Here is a 17,043-nt window from a genome sequence, read left to right on the forward strand (position 1 = left end):
CTGACATGGTTATCGCCTCAAGATGAACTACTCGCTGGTGCCCTGTACACCGGTGACTCGCACTTCTACCCGGCGATCAGGTCCAAGGCAGTCGATCAGCGCGGCTTTGGCCTTGATGGCATCACACTGGTTGCCGGTGACCGGGTTGCTCTCGCCATTGCCCTGAATGCTCACCTTGTCGGCGGGCAGCCCCTTGCCGATCAGGAAGTCGGCGACTGTTTTTGCGCGAGCTTCCGAGAGGGTCTGATTGTTGGCATCCGAGCCGATACGGTCGGTATACCCCATCACGACTGCACTGCCATCCTTGGGCTGCACATCGACGATCTGCTGGTAGAGATCGTCCAGCGCGCTCATCCCCTCCTGCTTGAGATCTGCTTTGCCAAAGGCGAACAACACATCGGAGCTGAGGTTGAAGGTCTGATCCACCACTTCCGGTTCGGCCGGTGGCGGGGGGACCACGACCGGCGCCGGGGTGGGGGCGGGCTCGGCAGGTTGGCTGCGGTTAGGGTGGATCACCAACTCCAGGGTGGCGGTGCTGACATCGCTGACCCAGCGCTGGGTACCGCTGTTGGCTTTGCCATTATCCGGATCATCGCCAACGCGTACTATGTAGCGGTAGCGCGCCTGCAGATCGACCCAGTCATGGAGCCGCGCCGTCAGGCCCAGGCCTGCCAGCGGTGCCAGGTTGTCGTCCCCGCCGTTGACTGATTCGACGTGATAGATATAGCCACCGCCCTCGGCAAACACCGAGAACATCTCGCTGAGCGGCAAGCGGCCAATCACTGACAGGGTTGCCCCCTTGCTGTTGAAGTCATGACCGCTGATATCCCAGTCTCCGGTGGAGAGATAGCCAATCTCGGCTCCCAGATTTTCCGTGAAGTTGTAGCCGCCAAACAGGGAGAGCGCAGTCGCATCCTTGCTGACATCCTGACTGAAGTCATTCAAATCGTGCGCAATGGCCCAGCCACCGCCGACCCCGGCATACCAGTCGTGAACCGGTACCGCTTGTGCGCCTGTGCTCGCCAATGCCAGTGCAATCCACACAGGTTTTACTCTTATGTTCATCGCGTATCCTCGTCGATGTTTGGTGTAGTGGGGATTTTTGTTAGTAAAACCCCACACTTATTTATAGGTGACGGGCTGTTTTTAACCACCCGGGAGGTATGGATAGTGGCAATAAGTGAACCCATGTCACTGAAACGATGCGGGAAGGAGGAAGGTGGTTTGCGGTGAGTGACAAAAGAGCCAAAAAAAGGAGGCCAGGTGGCCTCCTTGTTATGTCGGACCGCAGGATTACTGTGTGACTTGCTGCACGCCGGTGACACGTACTTCGACGCGACGATCCGGCGCCAGGCAGGAGATCAGCTGAGCCTTGCCCTTGACGCTGTTGCACTGGGTGCCGGTGACCGGATTGGCTTCACCGCGACCTTCGATGGCAACCTTGCCAGCTGGCAGACCTTTGCCAACCAGGAAGTCGGCTACGGTACGGGCGCGCGCTTCGGAGAGTTTCTGGTTGTAGGCGTCAGAGCCGATACGGTCGGTGTAACCGACCACCACGGCGCTGCCATCTTTCGGCTGAACGTCAACGATCTGCTGATACAGGGTGTTGAGCGCTGCGACACCTTCTGGCTTGAGGGTGGATTTGCCAAAGGCAAACAGCACGTCAGAGCTCAGGGCGAAGTTCTTGTCGACCAGTACCGGCTCGGGAATCGGCTCAGGGGCGGGGGCGGCAACCGGGGCTACATAGGAGGTGCGATTCGGGTGCATCACCAGCTCCAGGGTCGCGACGCTCATGTCGCTCTCCCAGGTTTTCTGCTCATCACCCAGATTCCACAGATAGCGGTAGCGGGCTTGCACATCAATAAGGTCGGAGATCTTGGCAGTCAGGCCCAGACCGGCTAGCGGCGCGGTGCCGTTGTCGCTGTTGCCATTGCCGTTGACGTGATTGAAGTAGGCACCACCTTCAGCAAACACCGAGAAGATGTCGCCCAGCGGCAGACGGGCGATACCGGAGAGGGTTGCACCCTGGGTTTTGAAATCGGCACCGTCAACGCCCGCTTTACCGGCGTAGAGGTAGCCCAGTTCGGCTGAGTAGTAGTCGTTGAAGTTGTAACCGCCGAACAGACTCAGTGCGGTGGCGTCTTTGTCAGTGTCTTTGCCAAAATCATCCAGATTGTGGGCATAGGCTCAGCCAGCACCGATACCGGTGTACCAGTCATCGGCGGCTTGTGCTGTGGTGCCTGCGGCGGCCAGCGCCAGTGCAATCAGGGTAGGAGCCATTTTGAGTTTCATCGGTTTATCCTCGTTGTGTTAGCCCGGGTCGGGCAATGCACTTGTTTTTATTGCTGCGAAAAATCGCCAGCAAAGTGGATAGCGAAGGCTTGGGACTCTCATGATGCAGTGGCGTCATGGACAACAGACCGGACAAGAAGCGCTTTTTAGTGCTTATCCAATACCTTACAGGCGCAACTACTTTATGCTTTCGGGGCGGGGCAGGCAAGCGCAGGGAGGGGGAACTGAGGGATGCAAGCGAGAATGAAACAAACAAAAAGGGATGCCGCAGCATCCCTTTTTTTCGCACTATCTGAACGAGGTCAGATTATTGCTGAACTTCTTGTACGCCAGATACGCGAACTTCTACGCGACGATCCGGAGCCAGGCAGGAGATCAGTTGAGCTTTAGCGGTTACGCCGTTGCACTTGGTGCCGGTAACCGGGTTGGCTTCGCCACGACCTTCGATGGCAACTTTGCTGGCAGCCATACCTTTGCTCACCAGGAAGTTGGCAACGGTACGGGCACGGGCTTCAGACAGCTTCTGGTTGTAAGCGTCGGAACCGATACGGTCGGTGTAACCAACAACAACAGCGTTGCCATCTTTCGGCTGGAATTCAACGATTTGCTGATACAGACCGTTCAGGGCTGCAACGCCTTCCGGCTTCAGGGTGTCTTTGCCGAAGGCAAACAGCACGTCTGAGTTTAGGGCGAAGTTCTTCTCTACCACTTGCGGAGCAGGAGCCGGAGCTTCTTCAACAACCGGAGCAGCTACCGGAGCTACGTAGGAAGTACGGAACGGGTGGTATACCGCTTCCAGAGTAGCAACGCTCTGGTTGGACTTGTAACGGTCACCGTTGTCGGCGTGCAGGTCAGCCACGTCCCACATGTAGCGGTAGCGAGCTTGCAGATCCAGCGCGTCACTTACTTTGTAAGTCACACCGGCACCGGCCAGCGGGGAAACTTTAGTGTCGCTTACACCCAGACCGTCGGTGTGAGCCCAGTAGGCGCCGCCTTCAGCGAACAGGGAGAAGTCGTTGCCAACCGGCAGACGAGCGATAGCGGACAGGGTGGCACCCTGGTTTTCGTAACGGTTGCCGTCGGTGTTACCACGACCGGCATATTGGTAACCGAATTCGGTACCGAAGTTTTCGGTGAAGTTGTAACCAACGAAGGCGTTGGCTGCAGCTGCATCTTCTTGACCTACGTTGGTGCTTTCGATCTTGTTCAGACCGTTGAAGTGAGCAGCACCGACACCGGCACCGAAGTAGATGTCGTCAGCGGCGTGAGCAGCGGTAGCACCCAGAGCAGCCATGGCGATGGCGATCATGGAAGGAGCCATTTTCATCATAAAAAAATCCTCGTTGAGATCGCACGTTATTTACGTGCTTCACACTTTGTAATTTATGTAAGCTGCAGGCTCCGCCGTACGGCTGGCGTCGAGTCTGGCAGATGACCCGGCAGAACCGGGTTGCACACTCTCCTGGTGTGTCGAGTGCGCTGGCATGGCACGCAATGCGTGAGAAACCACTGCCAGGCAACTGATGTCATTCCGATGACGAGGCGCACTCTATGCCGATTTTAAAACATGATCAAGCTCACAAATGAGCCTTATGGCAAATTGTGTCGTGTCGTTAAATGGCTGTTTATCCAGATTAATTAGTGATCCAGATAGGCCCTGTGCAGTTTCTTTTCAAGTTTCATATAGGCCTGAACCCAGTCGGAATGCGGGTTGGCAGGATTTGCTCTAGCGGCAAAGACCGCGAGGTAATCTGCCTCGGTTACATGCTCCAACAGGGGGGTAAATGTCATCAAGAAATGTCGGGCCAGATAGGGGTCAAGTGGCCAGATATTGAGGATGGCCCGCGCCACAGGCTGAACCGCAGCTGAACAGATGAAATGGCGGTGTCCGGCGTCCAGCCAGTCAGCCATCTTGCACAAGCCGGATTCGGGTACCAGACCGCCATCGCCCGGTGTCGTGGCCAGGGTAATGGTCTGCCCGTTTACCGTGATGAGCTGTTCATTGTTATGCAGGGTACCATCGTGGCTGCGCAGGGCCAGGCCCGCGACTTCCTGTTCAAGAAACAGGCTGCAGCTGTCCGGCAGGGCGGCCAGGATCTCGCTGGCATGGCTGTGCATCGATGCCGGAAGCCAGAATGCTTCGGCGCGATATTGTTCACCTTGCAGGCGCTGTTGTGCCAGTTCTGCAGGGCTGGAAACGGGGTGCAGGCGAGAGATAATGCCGGGAAACGCCATACTTATTCCTCTTATTGGGTAGCCGGCGAATTATACGAGTTATTCTGGCGGCAACAATAAAGGTTTCTTTTCGAGACTGTTTACCTGAGACGGCTGAGCGATTACCATCCCCGATGAAAGTAAGGGTTGTCGCCGAAAGGCGCTCATAAAGATAGAGGCTCGACCATAACGAGTCCGTACAAAACTGATACACTTGACTACGAGTCGTCGCGAAAAATAAAGGCGGAGTAAATCCGCCGAACGGAGTATGGAACATTATGAATTCAAATATCGTCACTGTTGGCAAGAAGATCCGTCAGATCCGTGAAGCGGTCGGTTTGAGCCGTCCGAAGTTTGCAGATTTGCTCGGTGTTCCTCCCACCACACTGAAAAACTACGAGCTGGGTTACCGTGAAGTCGGGGGCGCCTTCCTGGTTGCCCTGGCGCACCACCCGGATCTGCACAAGTTCACCCTCTGGCTGCTGGCAGACAAAAAAGTCGCCGAAATCGGTCAGATTGGACCGGATGATCTCGCCAAGGTGTGATCATCGATGTGAATAGAAATGCCGCCTTCGGGCGGTATTTTTTTGCCTGCAAATCAGAGCCCTGGTTGCCGCTTTTTTCTTATCTGTGCTCTATATAGGGCTTTTGCTCAAAACATCTTGGCAAACCACCATAAACCTCAGAAAATTCCGACCCTCAAAACCCGGTTCATCTCGCATGATGCGAAATAAGTGAGACAAGCATGAGTCAAACCTCCCCCAAGGCCCGCGACGGCTTTACCAGTAAGTTCGGCGTCCTTGCCGCCACCCTTGGTTCAGCCGTCGGCCTCGGCAATATCTGGAAATTCCCCTACCTGACCGGTGAAAACGGTGGTGCCGGCTTTCTGCTGGTCTATGTGATCGCCACCCTGCTGGTCGGTTTGCCGGTGATGATTTCCGAGATCATGCTGGGCCGCAAAAGCAAAACCGATGCGGTCACCACCCTGAGCAATCTCGCTCCGAAAGGGCAACCCTGGTGGCTGATTGCGGTGATGGGGGTGCTGGCGGCCTTCCTGATCATGTCCTTCTACTCGGAAGTGGCGGCCTGGGTGTTTGCCTATATCTTCAAGGCGATCGACGGCTCCATTCTCTCCACCGATCCCGAGGTGACCGGTGCGGCATTTGGCGCGCTGATCAGCAACCCGCTGCAGAGCCTGCTGTGGCAGTGGCTGGTGCTGGCCCTGATGGGGGGCATCCTGCTGATGGGGGTCTCAAAGGGGATCGAAGCGGTCACCAAGAAGCTGATGCCGGTGCTCTTTATCCTGCTGCTGGTGATCGGTATCCGCAGTCTGACGTTGCCTGGGGCGAGTGAAGGTCTCTCCTTCCTCTTCTCGCCAGATTTCTCCAAGATCACCGGGGCCGTGGTGCTGACCGCCATGGGGCTGGCCTTCTTCAAGCTCTCCATCGGTATGGGCTGCATGATGACCTACGGCAGCTACTTCCGTGATGACCAGAACATTCCGCTCACCGCATTTCGGGTGATGTGCGCCGACCTGTTCGTCTCCATGCTGGCCGGTATCGCCATCTTCCCGGCGGTGTTTGCCTTCGGGTTCGAGCCGACCGCCGGTCCTTCGCTGCTGTTCATCACCATTCCGGCAGTGTTTGCCAGCATCCCGTTTGGCCATGTTTTCATGGTGCTCTTCTTCGTGCTGTCGGCTATCGCGGCCACCGGTGCCATGCTCTCCATTCTGGAAGTGCCGGTCTCGGTGCTCTCCGAGCGCTTCAAGATGAGCCGCCCCAAGGCGACCCTGATCAACCTGCTGGTGCTGGGGGCTGTGGGTTCCACCTGCGCGCTCTCCAACAGCGCCATGGCGGATGTGCAGATTGCGGGCAAGACCTTCTTCGATCTGTTCGACTACCTCTCCTCCAACATCCTGATGCCGCTCGGCGGTATCTTCCTCTGCCTGTTTGTAGGCTGGGTATGGGGCGAGGAGAAGATGCGCGATGCCCTGACCAATGGCGGCGAGCTGGTTCTGCCCATTCTCAAGCCACTGTTCTTCATCATCCGCTATGTCTCACCGCTGCTGATCCTGATCGTGATGCTCAAGGGGCTGGGGCTGTTCTAAGCCGAGGGTTTTGTGATAGCAAAAGAGAGCCGCAAGGCGCTCTTTTTGTTGGTGTCGGCAACGATGGCGGAGTTACAACAAGCCAAGACGAGACAGTTCATCCTTGAGTTGATCGAGGTTGCGCTCGACGCAGGCTTCCCCCTCGTTGATGGCGTCGCTGGCGCGATGAAAATCCATAATGGAGAAGCTGCCAAGGCGCGGGCAGAGCTGGATTTCCGGCGGATCGCCCGCCATCCGGGCGCGGGTAATGCGCTCCTGCATGATGTTGATGGAGCCGCTCATCACGCTCCACAGACCCGGGGTGGCAGGCGCGGATTCACCGCGATTGAGCCACTGGCTGAGCAGGCCCATGTTGCCCGGTTGATCCGGCTCGTCGGTCCAGGGCTGGTGCAAGTCGGTATTGAGGTTGACGGCGATCACCACCTCGGCCCCCATGGCGCGGGCCAGCGAGATGGGCACCGGATTGACCACGGCGCCATCGACCAGCCAGCGATCGTTGACCCGGGTCGGCGTGAGGATCCCCGGCATGCCACAGGAAGCGCGCACCGATTGGCGCAGCGGCCCCTGTTGCAGCCAGATTTCGCGGCCGGTATCGAGTTCGGTGGCGACACAGGCGAAGGGGATGGGCAGGCTCTCCAGCTCAGGATTGCCCAGGTGGTTGGCGGCGAGGCCAAACACCTTCTCGCCACGAAACAGACCGCCGGAGAGGGCCGGGTCGAGCAGGCTGACCACCTGCAGGCGGGTAAAGCCGCGCACCCACGACTCCAGCCGGTCCAGCTCACCGGCGGCATAGGCGGCGCCAACAAAGCTGCCGATGGAGCAGCCGGCGATGAGGTCGGGCTTGATGCCCAGTCGTTCAAGGGCGCGGATGACGCCGATATGGGCCCATCCTCTGGCGGCACCGCTCCCGAGAGCGAGCCCTACGCGGGGTTTACGTGGCACGACGTTCCTCCAAAAAGGGGTTGGAGCGACCAGCTTACTCCGCAAGTCCGGATGCGTCACCCTGCCATCTTTCGCTGCGGTTGCGCCCGTTGGCTTTGGCCTGATAGAGCGCCACATCGGCACGGCGCACCGCTTCATGGAGCGGGATACCCGCCTCGTGGGGGTGATAGCCGAGGCTGATGGTGACCACCAGATCGGGCTCGATAGCGGCCCAGTGATGATCGGCTACGGCGAGTCGGATTTGCTCTGCCAGCTCGCCGAGGCGGGAGGCATCACTGTGGCCAATCAGCAGCAGAAACTCCTCGCCACCCCAGCGGATTAATTTGTCCGACGGGCCGAGCTGCTGCTGGCAGAGCTGCACCAGCCGGATCAGCACCATATCGCCAACGGCATGGCCGAAGGTGTCGTTGACCCGTTTGAAGTGATCCGCATCGAACATCAGGATCCCGGCTTGCAGTCGCGCCAGCTCGCCCCCTTGCTCCAGGCGCTCCAGATAGTGGCGATTGAAAGCGCCGGTGAGGGCATCGTGACAGGAGAGGTAGTTGAGTCGCAGGTTGAGACGGTGGGACCTCAGGTTGGAGAGGGCCGCCAGCAGCATAAAGAGGATGGCGAGCAGGGTCGGTGCGGATTGGCAGAGCATGGCCCACGCCAGCGGTAGCAGAGTGACGTTGTGTACCAGTCGCAACGGGGTATCGGGGATCGCCATCGTCAGTTGCAATCGCCCCTGTCGCCAGCGGTACTCACCGGTGGGCGCGGGGTCTTGCGGGATCACCGGTTGGCGCGCACTGCTGGCCAGCACCTGATGATACTGATTGAGCAGCAGATACTCCCCCAACGCCGGCGTCAGCTGATTGAGCTGCTGTTGCAGGCGGGCGAGCAGCACATCCATGCTGATCATCCCCACCAGGGTGCCGTCCTTGTAGAGGGGTTGCGACATGGTGATCATGGTGCCGAGTCCGAGAAAGTCTTCGTAAGGGCGGGAGAGAACCGTTCCCTTGTCCGGCGTGCGGGTCGTCAGCGCATCTTGCCAGAAGTACTTCTGGTAAAGGGCGGGGTAGAAGCGAAACCGGCTGGAGGGCTGCCAGGGGTAGAGGTAGATAAAGTTGTCCACCCCGATGAAGTAAACCCAGGCGATCTCCTTTGCCAGGTGTTCGCTGGCGGTAGCCAGCAGGGGGGAGAGACTCAGGGCCAGATGCATGCGCGCCTCCCGCTCGCTGCCCGGGGGCGGCATTGGCCCCGTACCGGTTAGGTTGCCTGCCAGCCCTGCGGGCAGGTTTGCGGGGAGCGTGTCCAGCGCCAGTCCATCCCGCAGTGCCTCGATGTGGCCATAGAGTTGGCGGGTCAGCACCGACTGGGGGTCGCTGCGCAGTCGCTCCTCGGCCTGACCGCGCATCGCCTCCAGAAAGACCTCAATCTGCTTGAACTGATCCCGCAGGTAGATGGCGCTGTTGAGGGTATCGCTCTGGTAGAGGCGTTCTATCTGTTTCAGGCTTTGCCGCAGGGTCAGACCAACCAGCAGGATGACCAGAGCAAACAGCAGCCAGGTCAGGCGGGTGAGAAAAGGGGTGGCTGACACATTGGGCATAGGCAACGATCGGGCATGGAAAAGAGAGAGTCGTGAGTGTAAGCGAAGAGGGCGGGAAAAGAATCGAACCGTGCCCAATGGAGTGATCTTGCCCCCTTCCTGTTACGTTTTGTCACATTTATACATAGTCACGGCATAGTCTGGGGCTAAAATGGCCCCAATCTGGTTTTTCTTCCTCACTCTTCATGGATCGTTCGATGAAAATGCGTATCTGGCTCGGCTTGGGCCTTCTTCTAATCGTGGTTGCCGGCGTCTGGGCGCTGCGTCACAGCGAACCCGCCGCCAAAGCACCGGTCAGACAGGTCAATATCCGCACTCAAACCGTCAAACAGAGTCTGGCCGAGCCGACCCTCAAGCTGGTGGGCAAGCTGGCGGCCAATCGCTCCGTCATCATCAGCCCCGAAGTGACCGGCCGCATCGTCAAGATTGCGGTGCAGTCTGGCCAGAGCGTGGCGAAGGGGGCGACCCTGATCGCGCTGGATGCGGGCAAGCAACAGGCGGAGCTGGCCGAGCAGAGCGCCAGCCTGCGCGATGAGAACCGCAAGCTGGGGGATATGCGCAAGCTGGTGGCCCGTGGCGCCGTGACTCAATCCGAGCTGGAGGGGCAGGAGGCCACCGTGGCCCAGGTGCAGGCGCGCCTCGATGCCGCCCGCTACGAGCTCTCCCTGCGCACCCTGCAGGCGCCCTTTGCCGGTACCGTGAGCCTGATTGATCTGAGCGAAGGGGCGCTGGTCAACAGCGGCGATACCTTGCTGCATCTCGATGAACTCGACAAATTGCGCCTCGATCTGGCGGTGCCCGAGCGTTACCTCTCCCTGCTGCGCCCGGGCATGGCGGTCACCGCCACCAGTACCGCCTGGCCGGTTCAGCAATTTAACGGCACCCTGACCACCCTCGACAGCCGCGTCTCCAACGATACCCAGAACATCAAGGCGCGGGTGATAATCCCCAATGGCAACGGCCAGTTGCGCCCGGGCATGTTGCTCAATGTGGAGCTGGCGCTGCCTGCCCAGCAGCTCACCCTGATCCCTGCCCAGTCGGTGGAGTATGCCGGTGAACAGCGTTTTGTTTACCGTCTCGAGGCCGATGGCCGGGTCAAGCGGGTGCCTGTGGTGCTCGGCGAGACCGAAGGGGAGACCGTCTGGGTCACCGAGGGGCTGAAGGTCGGCGATCGCATCGTGGTCGAGGGGCTGGTCAATCTGCGTGATGGGGTGCAGGTGCGTGATCTGGCCGAGGTGAACGGCTGATGTGGCTCTCCGATATCTCAGTACGTCGCCCGCTGGTGGCGGTGGTGCTCAGCGCCCTGCTCACCGTGTTTGGTCTGGTCGCCTTCAGCAAATTGACGGTGCGGGAGATGCCCGATGTGCAGATCCCCTCGGTCTCCATCAGTACCACCTATGAGGGGGCGGCCCCCTCGGTGATGGAGAGTCAGGTCACCAAGCCCATCGAGGATCAGCTCTCCGGCATCAGCGGCATCAAGAACATCAACTCCATGACCCGCAAGGGGCGCTCGATGATCACCGTCGAGTTCAAGCTCGGCTGGAACATGGTGGAGGGGATCTCCGATGTGCGCGATGCTATCTCCCGCGCTCGGCCACGGCTGCCCGATGATGTGGACGAACCGCTGGTGACCAAGGACAGCGGCAACGGCGATGTGGCGATCTGGCTCAACTTCAGCAGCAGCCAGATGGATCGCACCGCCATGACCGACTACGCCAACCGCGTGCTGGTCGACCCCCTGAGTCTGGTGGACGGGGTGAGCGAAGTGGCGCTCTCCGGCGATCTGACCCAGGTGATGTATGTGCGGCTGCGCCCTGCCGACATGGCGGCCCGTGGCATCACGGTGAGCGATGTGGAAGATGCCCTCAAGCGGGAGAACATCGAGCTGCCGGGCGGCGAGATCCGCAACAACTCCATGACCATGGCGGTGCAGATCGCCCGTCTCTACCACACAGCGGAAGATTTCCAGCAACTGCAAGTCACCACCGCCGCCAACGGCCAGAGCGTCTATCTGGCCGATATCGCCGACGTGGAGGTGGGAGCCAAAAACGAAGACAGTGCCTATCAGCGCAACGGTAAGGAGAGTCTGGGCATCGGCATCGTCGCCCAGTCCACCGCCAACCCGCTGGCTGTGGCACAGGGGATTGAGAAGAAACTCGGCGAGATGCAGCGCTTCCTGCCGGAGGGGGCCAAGCTCGAGGTGGATTACGACTCCACCATCTTTATCAAGCAGGCCATCGACGAGGTGTACGAGACCCTGGCCATCTGCGCCGTGCTGGTGGTGGCGGTGCTCTATCTGTTCCTCGGTCAGGGGCGCACCACGCTCATTCCGGCTATCACTGTGCCGGTATCGCTCATCTCCGCCTTTATCGGCGCCTGGTATTTCGGCTTTTCCATCAACCTCATCACCTTGCTGGCGCTGATCCTCGCCATTGGCTTGGTGGTGGATGATGCCATCGTGGTGGTGGAGAACATCCACCACCATCTGCAGCGGGGAGAGCCGCCGCTGCTGGCCGCCTGGCACGGCACCCGCGAGGTGGGCTTTGCGGTCATCGCCACCACCGCCGTGCTGGTGATGGTGTTTGTCCCCATCGCTTTTATGGATGGCATGGTGGGGCGGCTCTTTACCGAGTTTGCGATATTGCTTTCGCTCGCCGTGCTCTGCTCCTCGCTGGTAGCGCTGACCCTGACTCCGGCCATGGGCTCCTGGCTGATGCGCCCACTGGATAAACCGAACCGGCTCACCGCCGGGCTCGATCGCGGGCTTGGCTGGCTGGAGGGGCACTATCGCCACGTGCTGGCGTGGGTGCTGCGTCGCTCCCGCTGGACGCCGCTGGTGCTGCTGCTCTGTCTGGGCGGTATCGGCGCCCTGTTTACCCAGCTGCCGACCAGCCTCACCCCGACCGAGGATCGCGGCGTCATCTATGTCTTCGTCAAGGGGGCAGAGGGGACCAGCATCGAGCGGATGAAACGCAACATGCAGCAGGTGGAGTCCGCCATCATGCCGATGCTCGGCAAAGGGGTGGTGCAGGCGCTGAGCTTCAGTACCCCCGCCTTTGGCCGTGGCGGCGATCAGACCGGTATGGTGATCATCCAGCTCACCGACTGGGCCGATCGCGACGTCACCGCCACCGAGTTTTCCCGTTCGCTCGGCGCCAAGCTCTCCGGCATTCCCGATGTGATGATCCGCACCTTCCAGCCCGGTTTCCGGGGCGGCTCCACCGCTGCGGTGCAGTTCGTGCTGCAGGGCAACGACTATGCCGAGCTCTACCAGCAAGGGTTGGCACTGCAACAGGCGGCGCAGGGCAGCGGCCTGATGCTGAGCCCGGATCTCGACTACGCCGAGAAGACCCCCGAGCTGCAGGTGACCATCAATCGCGACAGCGCCAGCCAGCTCGGCATTCCGGTCTCCACCGTGGCCAATAGTTTGCAGACCCTGCTGGGCGGGGCGAGCAAGACCACCTATGTGGACAGGGGCGAGGAGTACGACGTCTACCTGCGTGGCAACCAGACCGAGTTCAACGGCATCTCGGATCTTGGCCGCATCTATCTAAAAGCCGCTAACGGCGAGATGGTCAGTCTCTCGACCCTGGCCACCGTCAAGCAGGTGGCGACCGCCAACCGCCTCAACCACTACCAGCGGCAAAAGGCGATCACCCTGACCGCAGACGTCCACCCCGACCACACCCTGGGGGAGGCCCTCGATTTTCTCGATGGCTGGGCCAACGCCAACCTGCCCACCGGCATGACGGTGGATTACGCGGGTGATTCCAAGGATTACCGCGACAATCAGGGGGAGATGGTGCTGGTGTTCGGCCTCGCCCTGCTGGTGGTCTATCTGGTGCTGGTGGCCCAGTTCGAGAGCACCCTGACCCCGGCGGTGGTGATGGTGACGGTGCCGCTCGGCATTTTCGGTGGTCTCTTGGGCCTGTGGTTGACGGGGCAGGAGATGAGCATCTACAGCCAGATCGGGATGATCATGCTGATCGGCATGGTGACCAAGAACGGCATCCTCATCGTCGAGTTCATCAACCAGCTGCGCCAACGCGGTGAAGGGTTTGAGGAGGCGATCATCGCAGGCTCGGTGCGCCGCCTGCGCCCCATCCTGATGACCTCGCTCACCGCCATTATCGGCGCGGTGCCGCTGATGCTCTCCATGGGGGCGGGCTACGAGAGCCGGATGGCGGTGGGGACAGTGGTCTTCTTCGGATTGTCGCTGGCGACCCTGGTCACCCTGCTGGTGGTGCCCGCCATCTACCATCTGCTGGCGCGCCACGCAGGGATGACAGGGGCGCGGGATCAACAGGTAGACGAAGCGCTGGCTGCCAAAGGGGCAGGGGAGTCGCAACCTCCGACTCCCTGACTTGAATCCTGATCTGAATCCAACAGAGGCCAGTTGCCAGCCTCCATCAACACAAGGGCGCCTGCGGGCGTCCTTGCTATTGCTGGCGGCGGCCTATTCTGCGGGATCTATAGGGACAAAAAGCCATCGCTCCCCTTGGCCGCAACCGGTATAATGCGCGACCCGAATTTTTCCAGGTGTTCAAAATGCAGCCGGTACCCAACCTTTTCTCCTATCCCCGCTATTGGGCCGAGTGCTACGGCACGGCGCCCTTCCTGCCCATGTCCCGCAAAGAGATGGACAAGCTGGGTTGGGACAGCTGCGACGTCATTCTGGTGACGGGGGATGCCTACGTGGATCACCCGAGCTTCGGCATGGCGGTCATCGGCCGCATGCTCGAATCCCAGGGCTTTCGGGTCGGCATCATCGCCCAGCCGGACTGGTCATCGAAGGATGACTTTATGCGCCTTGGCAAACCGAACCTCTTCTTCGGGGTGACGGCGGGCAACATGGACTCCATGATCAACCGCTACACCTCCGATAAAAAACTGCGCCACGACGACGCCTACACCCCGGGGGATGTGGGTGGCAAGCGACCGGACCGCGCCACTCTGGTCTATACCCAGCGCTGCAAAGAGGCGTTCAAAGAGGTGCCGGTGCTGATTGGCGGCATCGAGGCGTCCCTGCGCCGCATCGCCCACTACGACTACTGGTCCGAGACCATTCGCCGCTCCATCCTGCTCGATGCCAAGGCCGATATCCTCATCTACGGCAACGCCGAGCGGCCGCTGGTGGAAGTGGCCCACCGCATCGCAGCGGGGGAGACCATCGACACCATGCAGGATATTCGCGGCACCGCCGTGATCCGCAAGGAGCCGCTGCCGGGCTGGAAAGGGGTGGATTCGAGCAAGCTCGACCAGATTGGCCGCATCGATCCCATCATGAACCCCTATATGGAAGGGGCGCCCTGCTCGGATGATGCGACCGAAGCGGCCCCTGCCGCGCAGGAAGCCCAGCCGGTGCTGGTGCAGCCGCCCAAACCCAAGCCGTGGGAAAAAACCTATGTGAAGCTGCCGGCGTTCGAGCGGGTGAAAGAGGACAAGGTGCTCTACGCCCACGCCTCGCGCATTTTGCACCACGAGACCAACCCCGGCTGTGCCCGCGCTCTGTCGCAGGCTCACGGCGATCGCATCGTCTGGGTCAACCCGCCCGCCTTCCCGCTCGAAACCGACGAGATGGACGGCGTATTCGGCCTGCCCTACCAGCGGGTGCCGCACCCCGCCTATGGCAACGAGAAGATCCCGGCGTTCGAGATGATCAAGACCTCGGTCAACATCATGCGCGGCTGCTTTGGCGGCTGCTCCTTCTGCTCCATCACCGAGCATGAAGGGCGCATCATCCAGAGCCGCTCGGAAGAGTCGATCCTCAAGGAAATCGAAGATATCCGCGACAAGGTGCCGGGCTTTACCGGCGTCATCTCGGATCTCGGCGGCCCCACCGCCAACATGTACAAGCTGCGCTGCCAGAGCCCCAAGGCCGAGCAGACCTGCCGTCGCGCCTCCTGTGTCTGGCCCACCATCTGCCCGCACATGGATACCGACCACAGCCCGACCATCAACCTCTATCGCAAGGCGCGCGACCTCAAGGGGATCAAGAAGATCCTCATCGCCTCCGGCGTGCGTTACGACATCGCGGTGGAAGATCCCCGCTATATCAAGGAGCTGGCCAAGTACCACGTCGGCGGCTACCTCAAGATCGCGCCGGAACACACCGAGGAGGGGCCGCTCTCCAAGATGATGAAGCCGGGCATGGGCAGCTACTACCAGTTCAAGGAGCTGTTCGACAAATACTCCAAAGAGGCGGGCAAGCAGCAGTACCTGATCCCCTACTTTATCTCCGCCCACCCGGGCACCACGGATGAAGACATGATCAATCTGGCGCTCTGGGTCAAAGAGAACCGCTTCAAGCTCGATCAGGTGCAGAACTTCTACCCGTCGCCGCTCGCCAACGCCACCACCATGTATTACACGGAGAAAAACCCGTTAAACAAGGTGAGCCGCGAAGGAGGCGATGTGTTTGTCGCCAAGGGCGAGCGTCGTCGCCGTCTGCACAAGGCGCTGCTGCGCTATCACGATCCGGCAGGCTGGCCGATGATCCGCGAAGCACTGCTCGCCATGGGCAAGGGCCACCTGATTGGAAACGGCCCCGGCTGTCTGGTGCCTGCGGAAGGGCGCAACGAGCGCGCCGCCAGCGGCAAGGGGATGAAACCGGCCCTGACTCGCCATAGCAACATTGCCCATCAGCGTGGCAATGGTGGTAATGGCACAGGTAACAAGCCGACGGGCGGCAAGCCGGTGGGTTCTCAGCTGCACAAAGGCGCTGACAACGGCAAACCGGCCGCACAGGGCGAAGGCAAGGGTAAACCAGCAGGGAAACCCGCCCACAAGGGTAAAACCCCGACCCGCGCAGGCTCCGCCAAGCCGGGTGCCAAACCCGCTGCTCAGGGCGGCAAGCCAGCGGCCAAAGGGAATGGTGCCAAGCGTCCGGCGCGGTGATATTCCTGATTGGAAAGCGATAGAAATAAAAAGGCGACCGGATGGTCGCCTATTGTTTTAAATTAAATATATTTTGTTCTGTCAAGCACAGGAACTACTTGAACGACCTTCAATTCTTTGGTTTTCTTTCATTAAACTAATATCTACCAAACGAGGGGTTACATTTAAATTTGTTGCAATAGCTCTGATTTGATTTAGGTATGTAATATAGTCGCGAGTGCTCAAGGATTTTCCACTTGGCTTTTTTGTCACTATTTTCATGCGGTGTAAAACTCGCCAAGCATGTAGATCAATCACACCGTAGCGATTCGAATCAAACATTGTTAAAAATGCTGAAGCTGTTGGAACTGCAACACCATCTAATGTGCATAATGTATCTATTCTTTTTTTATCACCATGTGATTTATTAAAGGCTTGAGACATCACTACATTTATTTTTTCTGTGCTGTTTTTATTTTGCAATGTTATTTTTCTTGTGCTTTTCCAACGGCATATTTCAATGAATAAATCCTTTGAAAAATGTTTGTTTTTTATTTCATTGCTGAGTTTTTTTTGCAAGCTAATAAAGGATTCATCAGGCTCGACAGTTAATAGAAATCTCTCTATTTCAGGATACATAAGCCTCCTTCATATATAAATTGGATCAAGAAAATCTTAACCTGAGCCACCACATTTCTGTGTGAGGCTTAGCACCACCAAATATTACGCTGCTGCCCATGGTAATTCAAAGGAGGAAATCTGGGACACCCACCTTTCTGTATGGGGCGTAACGTCACCAAATCCTACGCTATCGCCCATGGATTACAGCTTCCAATATGCTCCATTGACCAGAGCGAAATCTGGGACACCCACCTTTTTGACAGCGGCGTAGTGCTGGTCTTGACTTGAGAGGTCACCGTTGAGGGATGCGCCATTGAGAAATCTGAAAATCTGGGACACCCACCTTTTTGACAGCGGCGTAGTGCTGGTCTTGACTTGAGAGGTCACCGTTGAGGGATGCGCCATG

11 protein-coding genes and 1 pseudogene are annotated in these 17,043 nt (G+C 59.1%); 5 read left to right on the forward strand and 7 right to left on the reverse strand.

The annotated features are described in order from the left end of the window. Positions 1-27 precede the first annotated feature (27 nt). From OKC27_RS13760 to OKC27_RS13775, 4 genes and pseudogenes are all read right to left on the reverse strand, one after another. The gene (locus OKC27_RS13760) at positions 28-1,065 is read right to left on the reverse strand and encodes an OmpA family protein (RefSeq protein ID WP_270806395.1); all 1,038 of its coding nucleotides are present in this window, start codon (positions 1,063-1,065) and stop codon (positions 28-30) included. A gap of 228 nt (positions 1,066-1,293) precedes the next feature. Then, positions 1,294-2,292: pseudogene (gene ompA / locus OKC27_RS13765) on the reverse strand (porin OmpA). Between the two features lie 307 nt (positions 2,293-2,599). Continuing rightward, positions 2,600-3,622, reverse strand: coding sequence for a porin OmpA (ompA, locus tag OKC27_RS13770; protein WP_270806396.1), 1,023 nt, complete (start codon positions 3,620-3,622; stop codon positions 2,600-2,602). A gap of 308 nt (positions 3,623-3,930) precedes the next feature. Then, on the reverse strand, positions 3,931-4,527 hold the full coding sequence (locus OKC27_RS13775) for a hypothetical protein (RefSeq protein WP_270806397.1): 597 nt from the start codon (positions 4,525-4,527) through the stop codon (positions 3,931-3,933). 257 nt (positions 4,528-4,784) lie between these two features. Between OKC27_RS13775 and OKC27_RS13780 the strand changes: the two genes are divergently transcribed. Both OKC27_RS13780 and OKC27_RS13785 read left to right on the forward strand, forming a co-directional pair. Continuing rightward, on the forward strand, positions 4,785-5,051 hold the full coding sequence (locus tag OKC27_RS13780) for a helix-turn-helix domain-containing protein (RefSeq protein WP_040094449.1): 267 nt from the start codon (positions 4,785-4,787) through the stop codon (positions 5,049-5,051). 200 nt (positions 5,052-5,251) lie between these two features. Then, complete coding sequence (locus OKC27_RS13785; RefSeq protein WP_201932530.1) at positions 5,252-6,613, forward strand: sodium-dependent transporter; 1,362 nt, start codon at positions 5,252-5,254, stop codon at positions 6,611-6,613. Positions 6,614-6,685: 72 nt separating this feature from the next. On the opposite strand, the gene OKC27_RS13790 is transcribed toward OKC27_RS13785, so the two are convergent. Both OKC27_RS13790 and OKC27_RS13795 read right to left on the reverse strand, forming a co-directional pair. Continuing rightward, on the reverse strand, positions 6,686-7,555 hold the full coding sequence (locus OKC27_RS13790) for a patatin-like phospholipase family protein (protein ID WP_270806398.1): 870 nt from the start codon (positions 7,553-7,555) through the stop codon (positions 6,686-6,688). A gap of 34 nt (positions 7,556-7,589) precedes the next feature. Next, positions 7,590-9,140, reverse strand: coding sequence for a sensor domain-containing diguanylate cyclase (locus tag OKC27_RS13795; RefSeq protein WP_270806399.1), 1,551 nt, complete (start codon positions 9,138-9,140; stop codon positions 7,590-7,592). A 197-nt stretch (positions 9,141-9,337) separates the two neighbouring features. Here OKC27_RS13795 and OKC27_RS13800 point away from each other — a divergent pair, with 197 nt between their 5' ends. The 3 genes from OKC27_RS13800 to OKC27_RS13810 all read left to right on the forward strand — a co-directional run bounded on the left by OKC27_RS13800 (position 9,338) and on the right by OKC27_RS13810 (position 16,037). Beyond that, a complete protein-coding gene (locus OKC27_RS13800) occupies positions 9,338-10,387 on the forward strand; it encodes an efflux RND transporter periplasmic adaptor subunit (protein ID WP_270806400.1) in 1,050 nt (349 codons plus the stop codon). Then, on the forward strand, positions 10,387-13,503 hold the full coding sequence (locus tag OKC27_RS13805; protein ID WP_270806401.1) for an efflux RND transporter permease subunit: 3,117 nt from the start codon (positions 10,387-10,389) through the stop codon (positions 13,501-13,503). Before OKC27_RS13800 ends, OKC27_RS13805 begins: the two co-directional genes overlap by 1 nt. 185 nt (positions 13,504-13,688) lie before the next feature. Further along, positions 13,689-16,037 carry a YgiQ family radical SAM protein gene (locus OKC27_RS13810; RefSeq protein ID WP_270806402.1) on the forward strand — a complete coding sequence of 783 codons (2,349 nt, stop codon included), beginning with the start codon at positions 13,689-13,691 and terminating at the stop codon, positions 16,035-16,037. 81 nt (positions 16,038-16,118) lie between these two features. Here OKC27_RS13810 and OKC27_RS13815 read toward each other — a convergent pair whose 3' ends face one another. Then, positions 16,119-16,655, reverse strand: coding sequence for a hypothetical protein (locus OKC27_RS13815; protein WP_270806403.1), 537 nt, complete (start codon positions 16,653-16,655; stop codon positions 16,119-16,121). Positions 16,656-17,043 lie beyond the last annotated feature (388 nt).

The sequence above is a fragment of the Aeromonas sp. QDB62 genome, assembly GCF_027705695.1.
Lineage (GTDB): Bacteria > Pseudomonadota > Gammaproteobacteria > Enterobacterales > Aeromonadaceae > Aeromonas > Aeromonas allosaccharophila.

Bases quoted from the DNA above. Each gene is read 5' to 3' on its own strand.
- OKC27_RS13760 (WP_270806395.1), bottom strand. From the start codon at position 1,065: ATGAACATAAGAGTAAAACCTGTGTGGATTGCACTGGCATTGGCGAGC.
- ompA (WP_270806396.1), bottom strand. From the start codon at position 3,622: ATGATGAAAATGGCTCCTTCCATGATCGCCATCGCCATGGCTGCTCTG.
- OKC27_RS13775 (WP_270806397.1), bottom strand. From the start codon at position 4,527: ATGGCGTTTCCCGGCATTATCTCTCGCCTGCACCCCGTTTCCAGCCCT.
- OKC27_RS13780 (WP_040094449.1), top strand. From the start codon at position 4,785: ATGAATTCAAATATCGTCACTGTTGGCAAGAAGATCCGTCAGATCCGT.
- OKC27_RS13785 (WP_201932530.1), top strand. From the start codon at position 5,252: ATGAGTCAAACCTCCCCCAAGGCCCGCGACGGCTTTACCAGTAAGTTC.
- OKC27_RS13795 (WP_270806399.1), bottom strand. From the start codon at position 9,140: ATGCCCAATGTGTCAGCCACCCCTTTTCTCACCCGCCTGACCTGGCTG.
- OKC27_RS13800 (WP_270806400.1), top strand. From the start codon at position 9,338: ATGAAAATGCGTATCTGGCTCGGCTTGGGCCTTCTTCTAATCGTGGTT.
- OKC27_RS13805 (WP_270806401.1), top strand. From the start codon at position 10,387: ATGTGGCTCTCCGATATCTCAGTACGTCGCCCGCTGGTGGCGGTGGTG.
- OKC27_RS13810 (WP_270806402.1), top strand. From the start codon at position 13,689: ATGCAGCCGGTACCCAACCTTTTCTCCTATCCCCGCTATTGGGCCGAG.
- OKC27_RS13815 (WP_270806403.1), bottom strand. From the start codon at position 16,655: ATGTATCCTGAAATAGAGAGATTTCTATTAACTGTCGAGCCTGATGAA.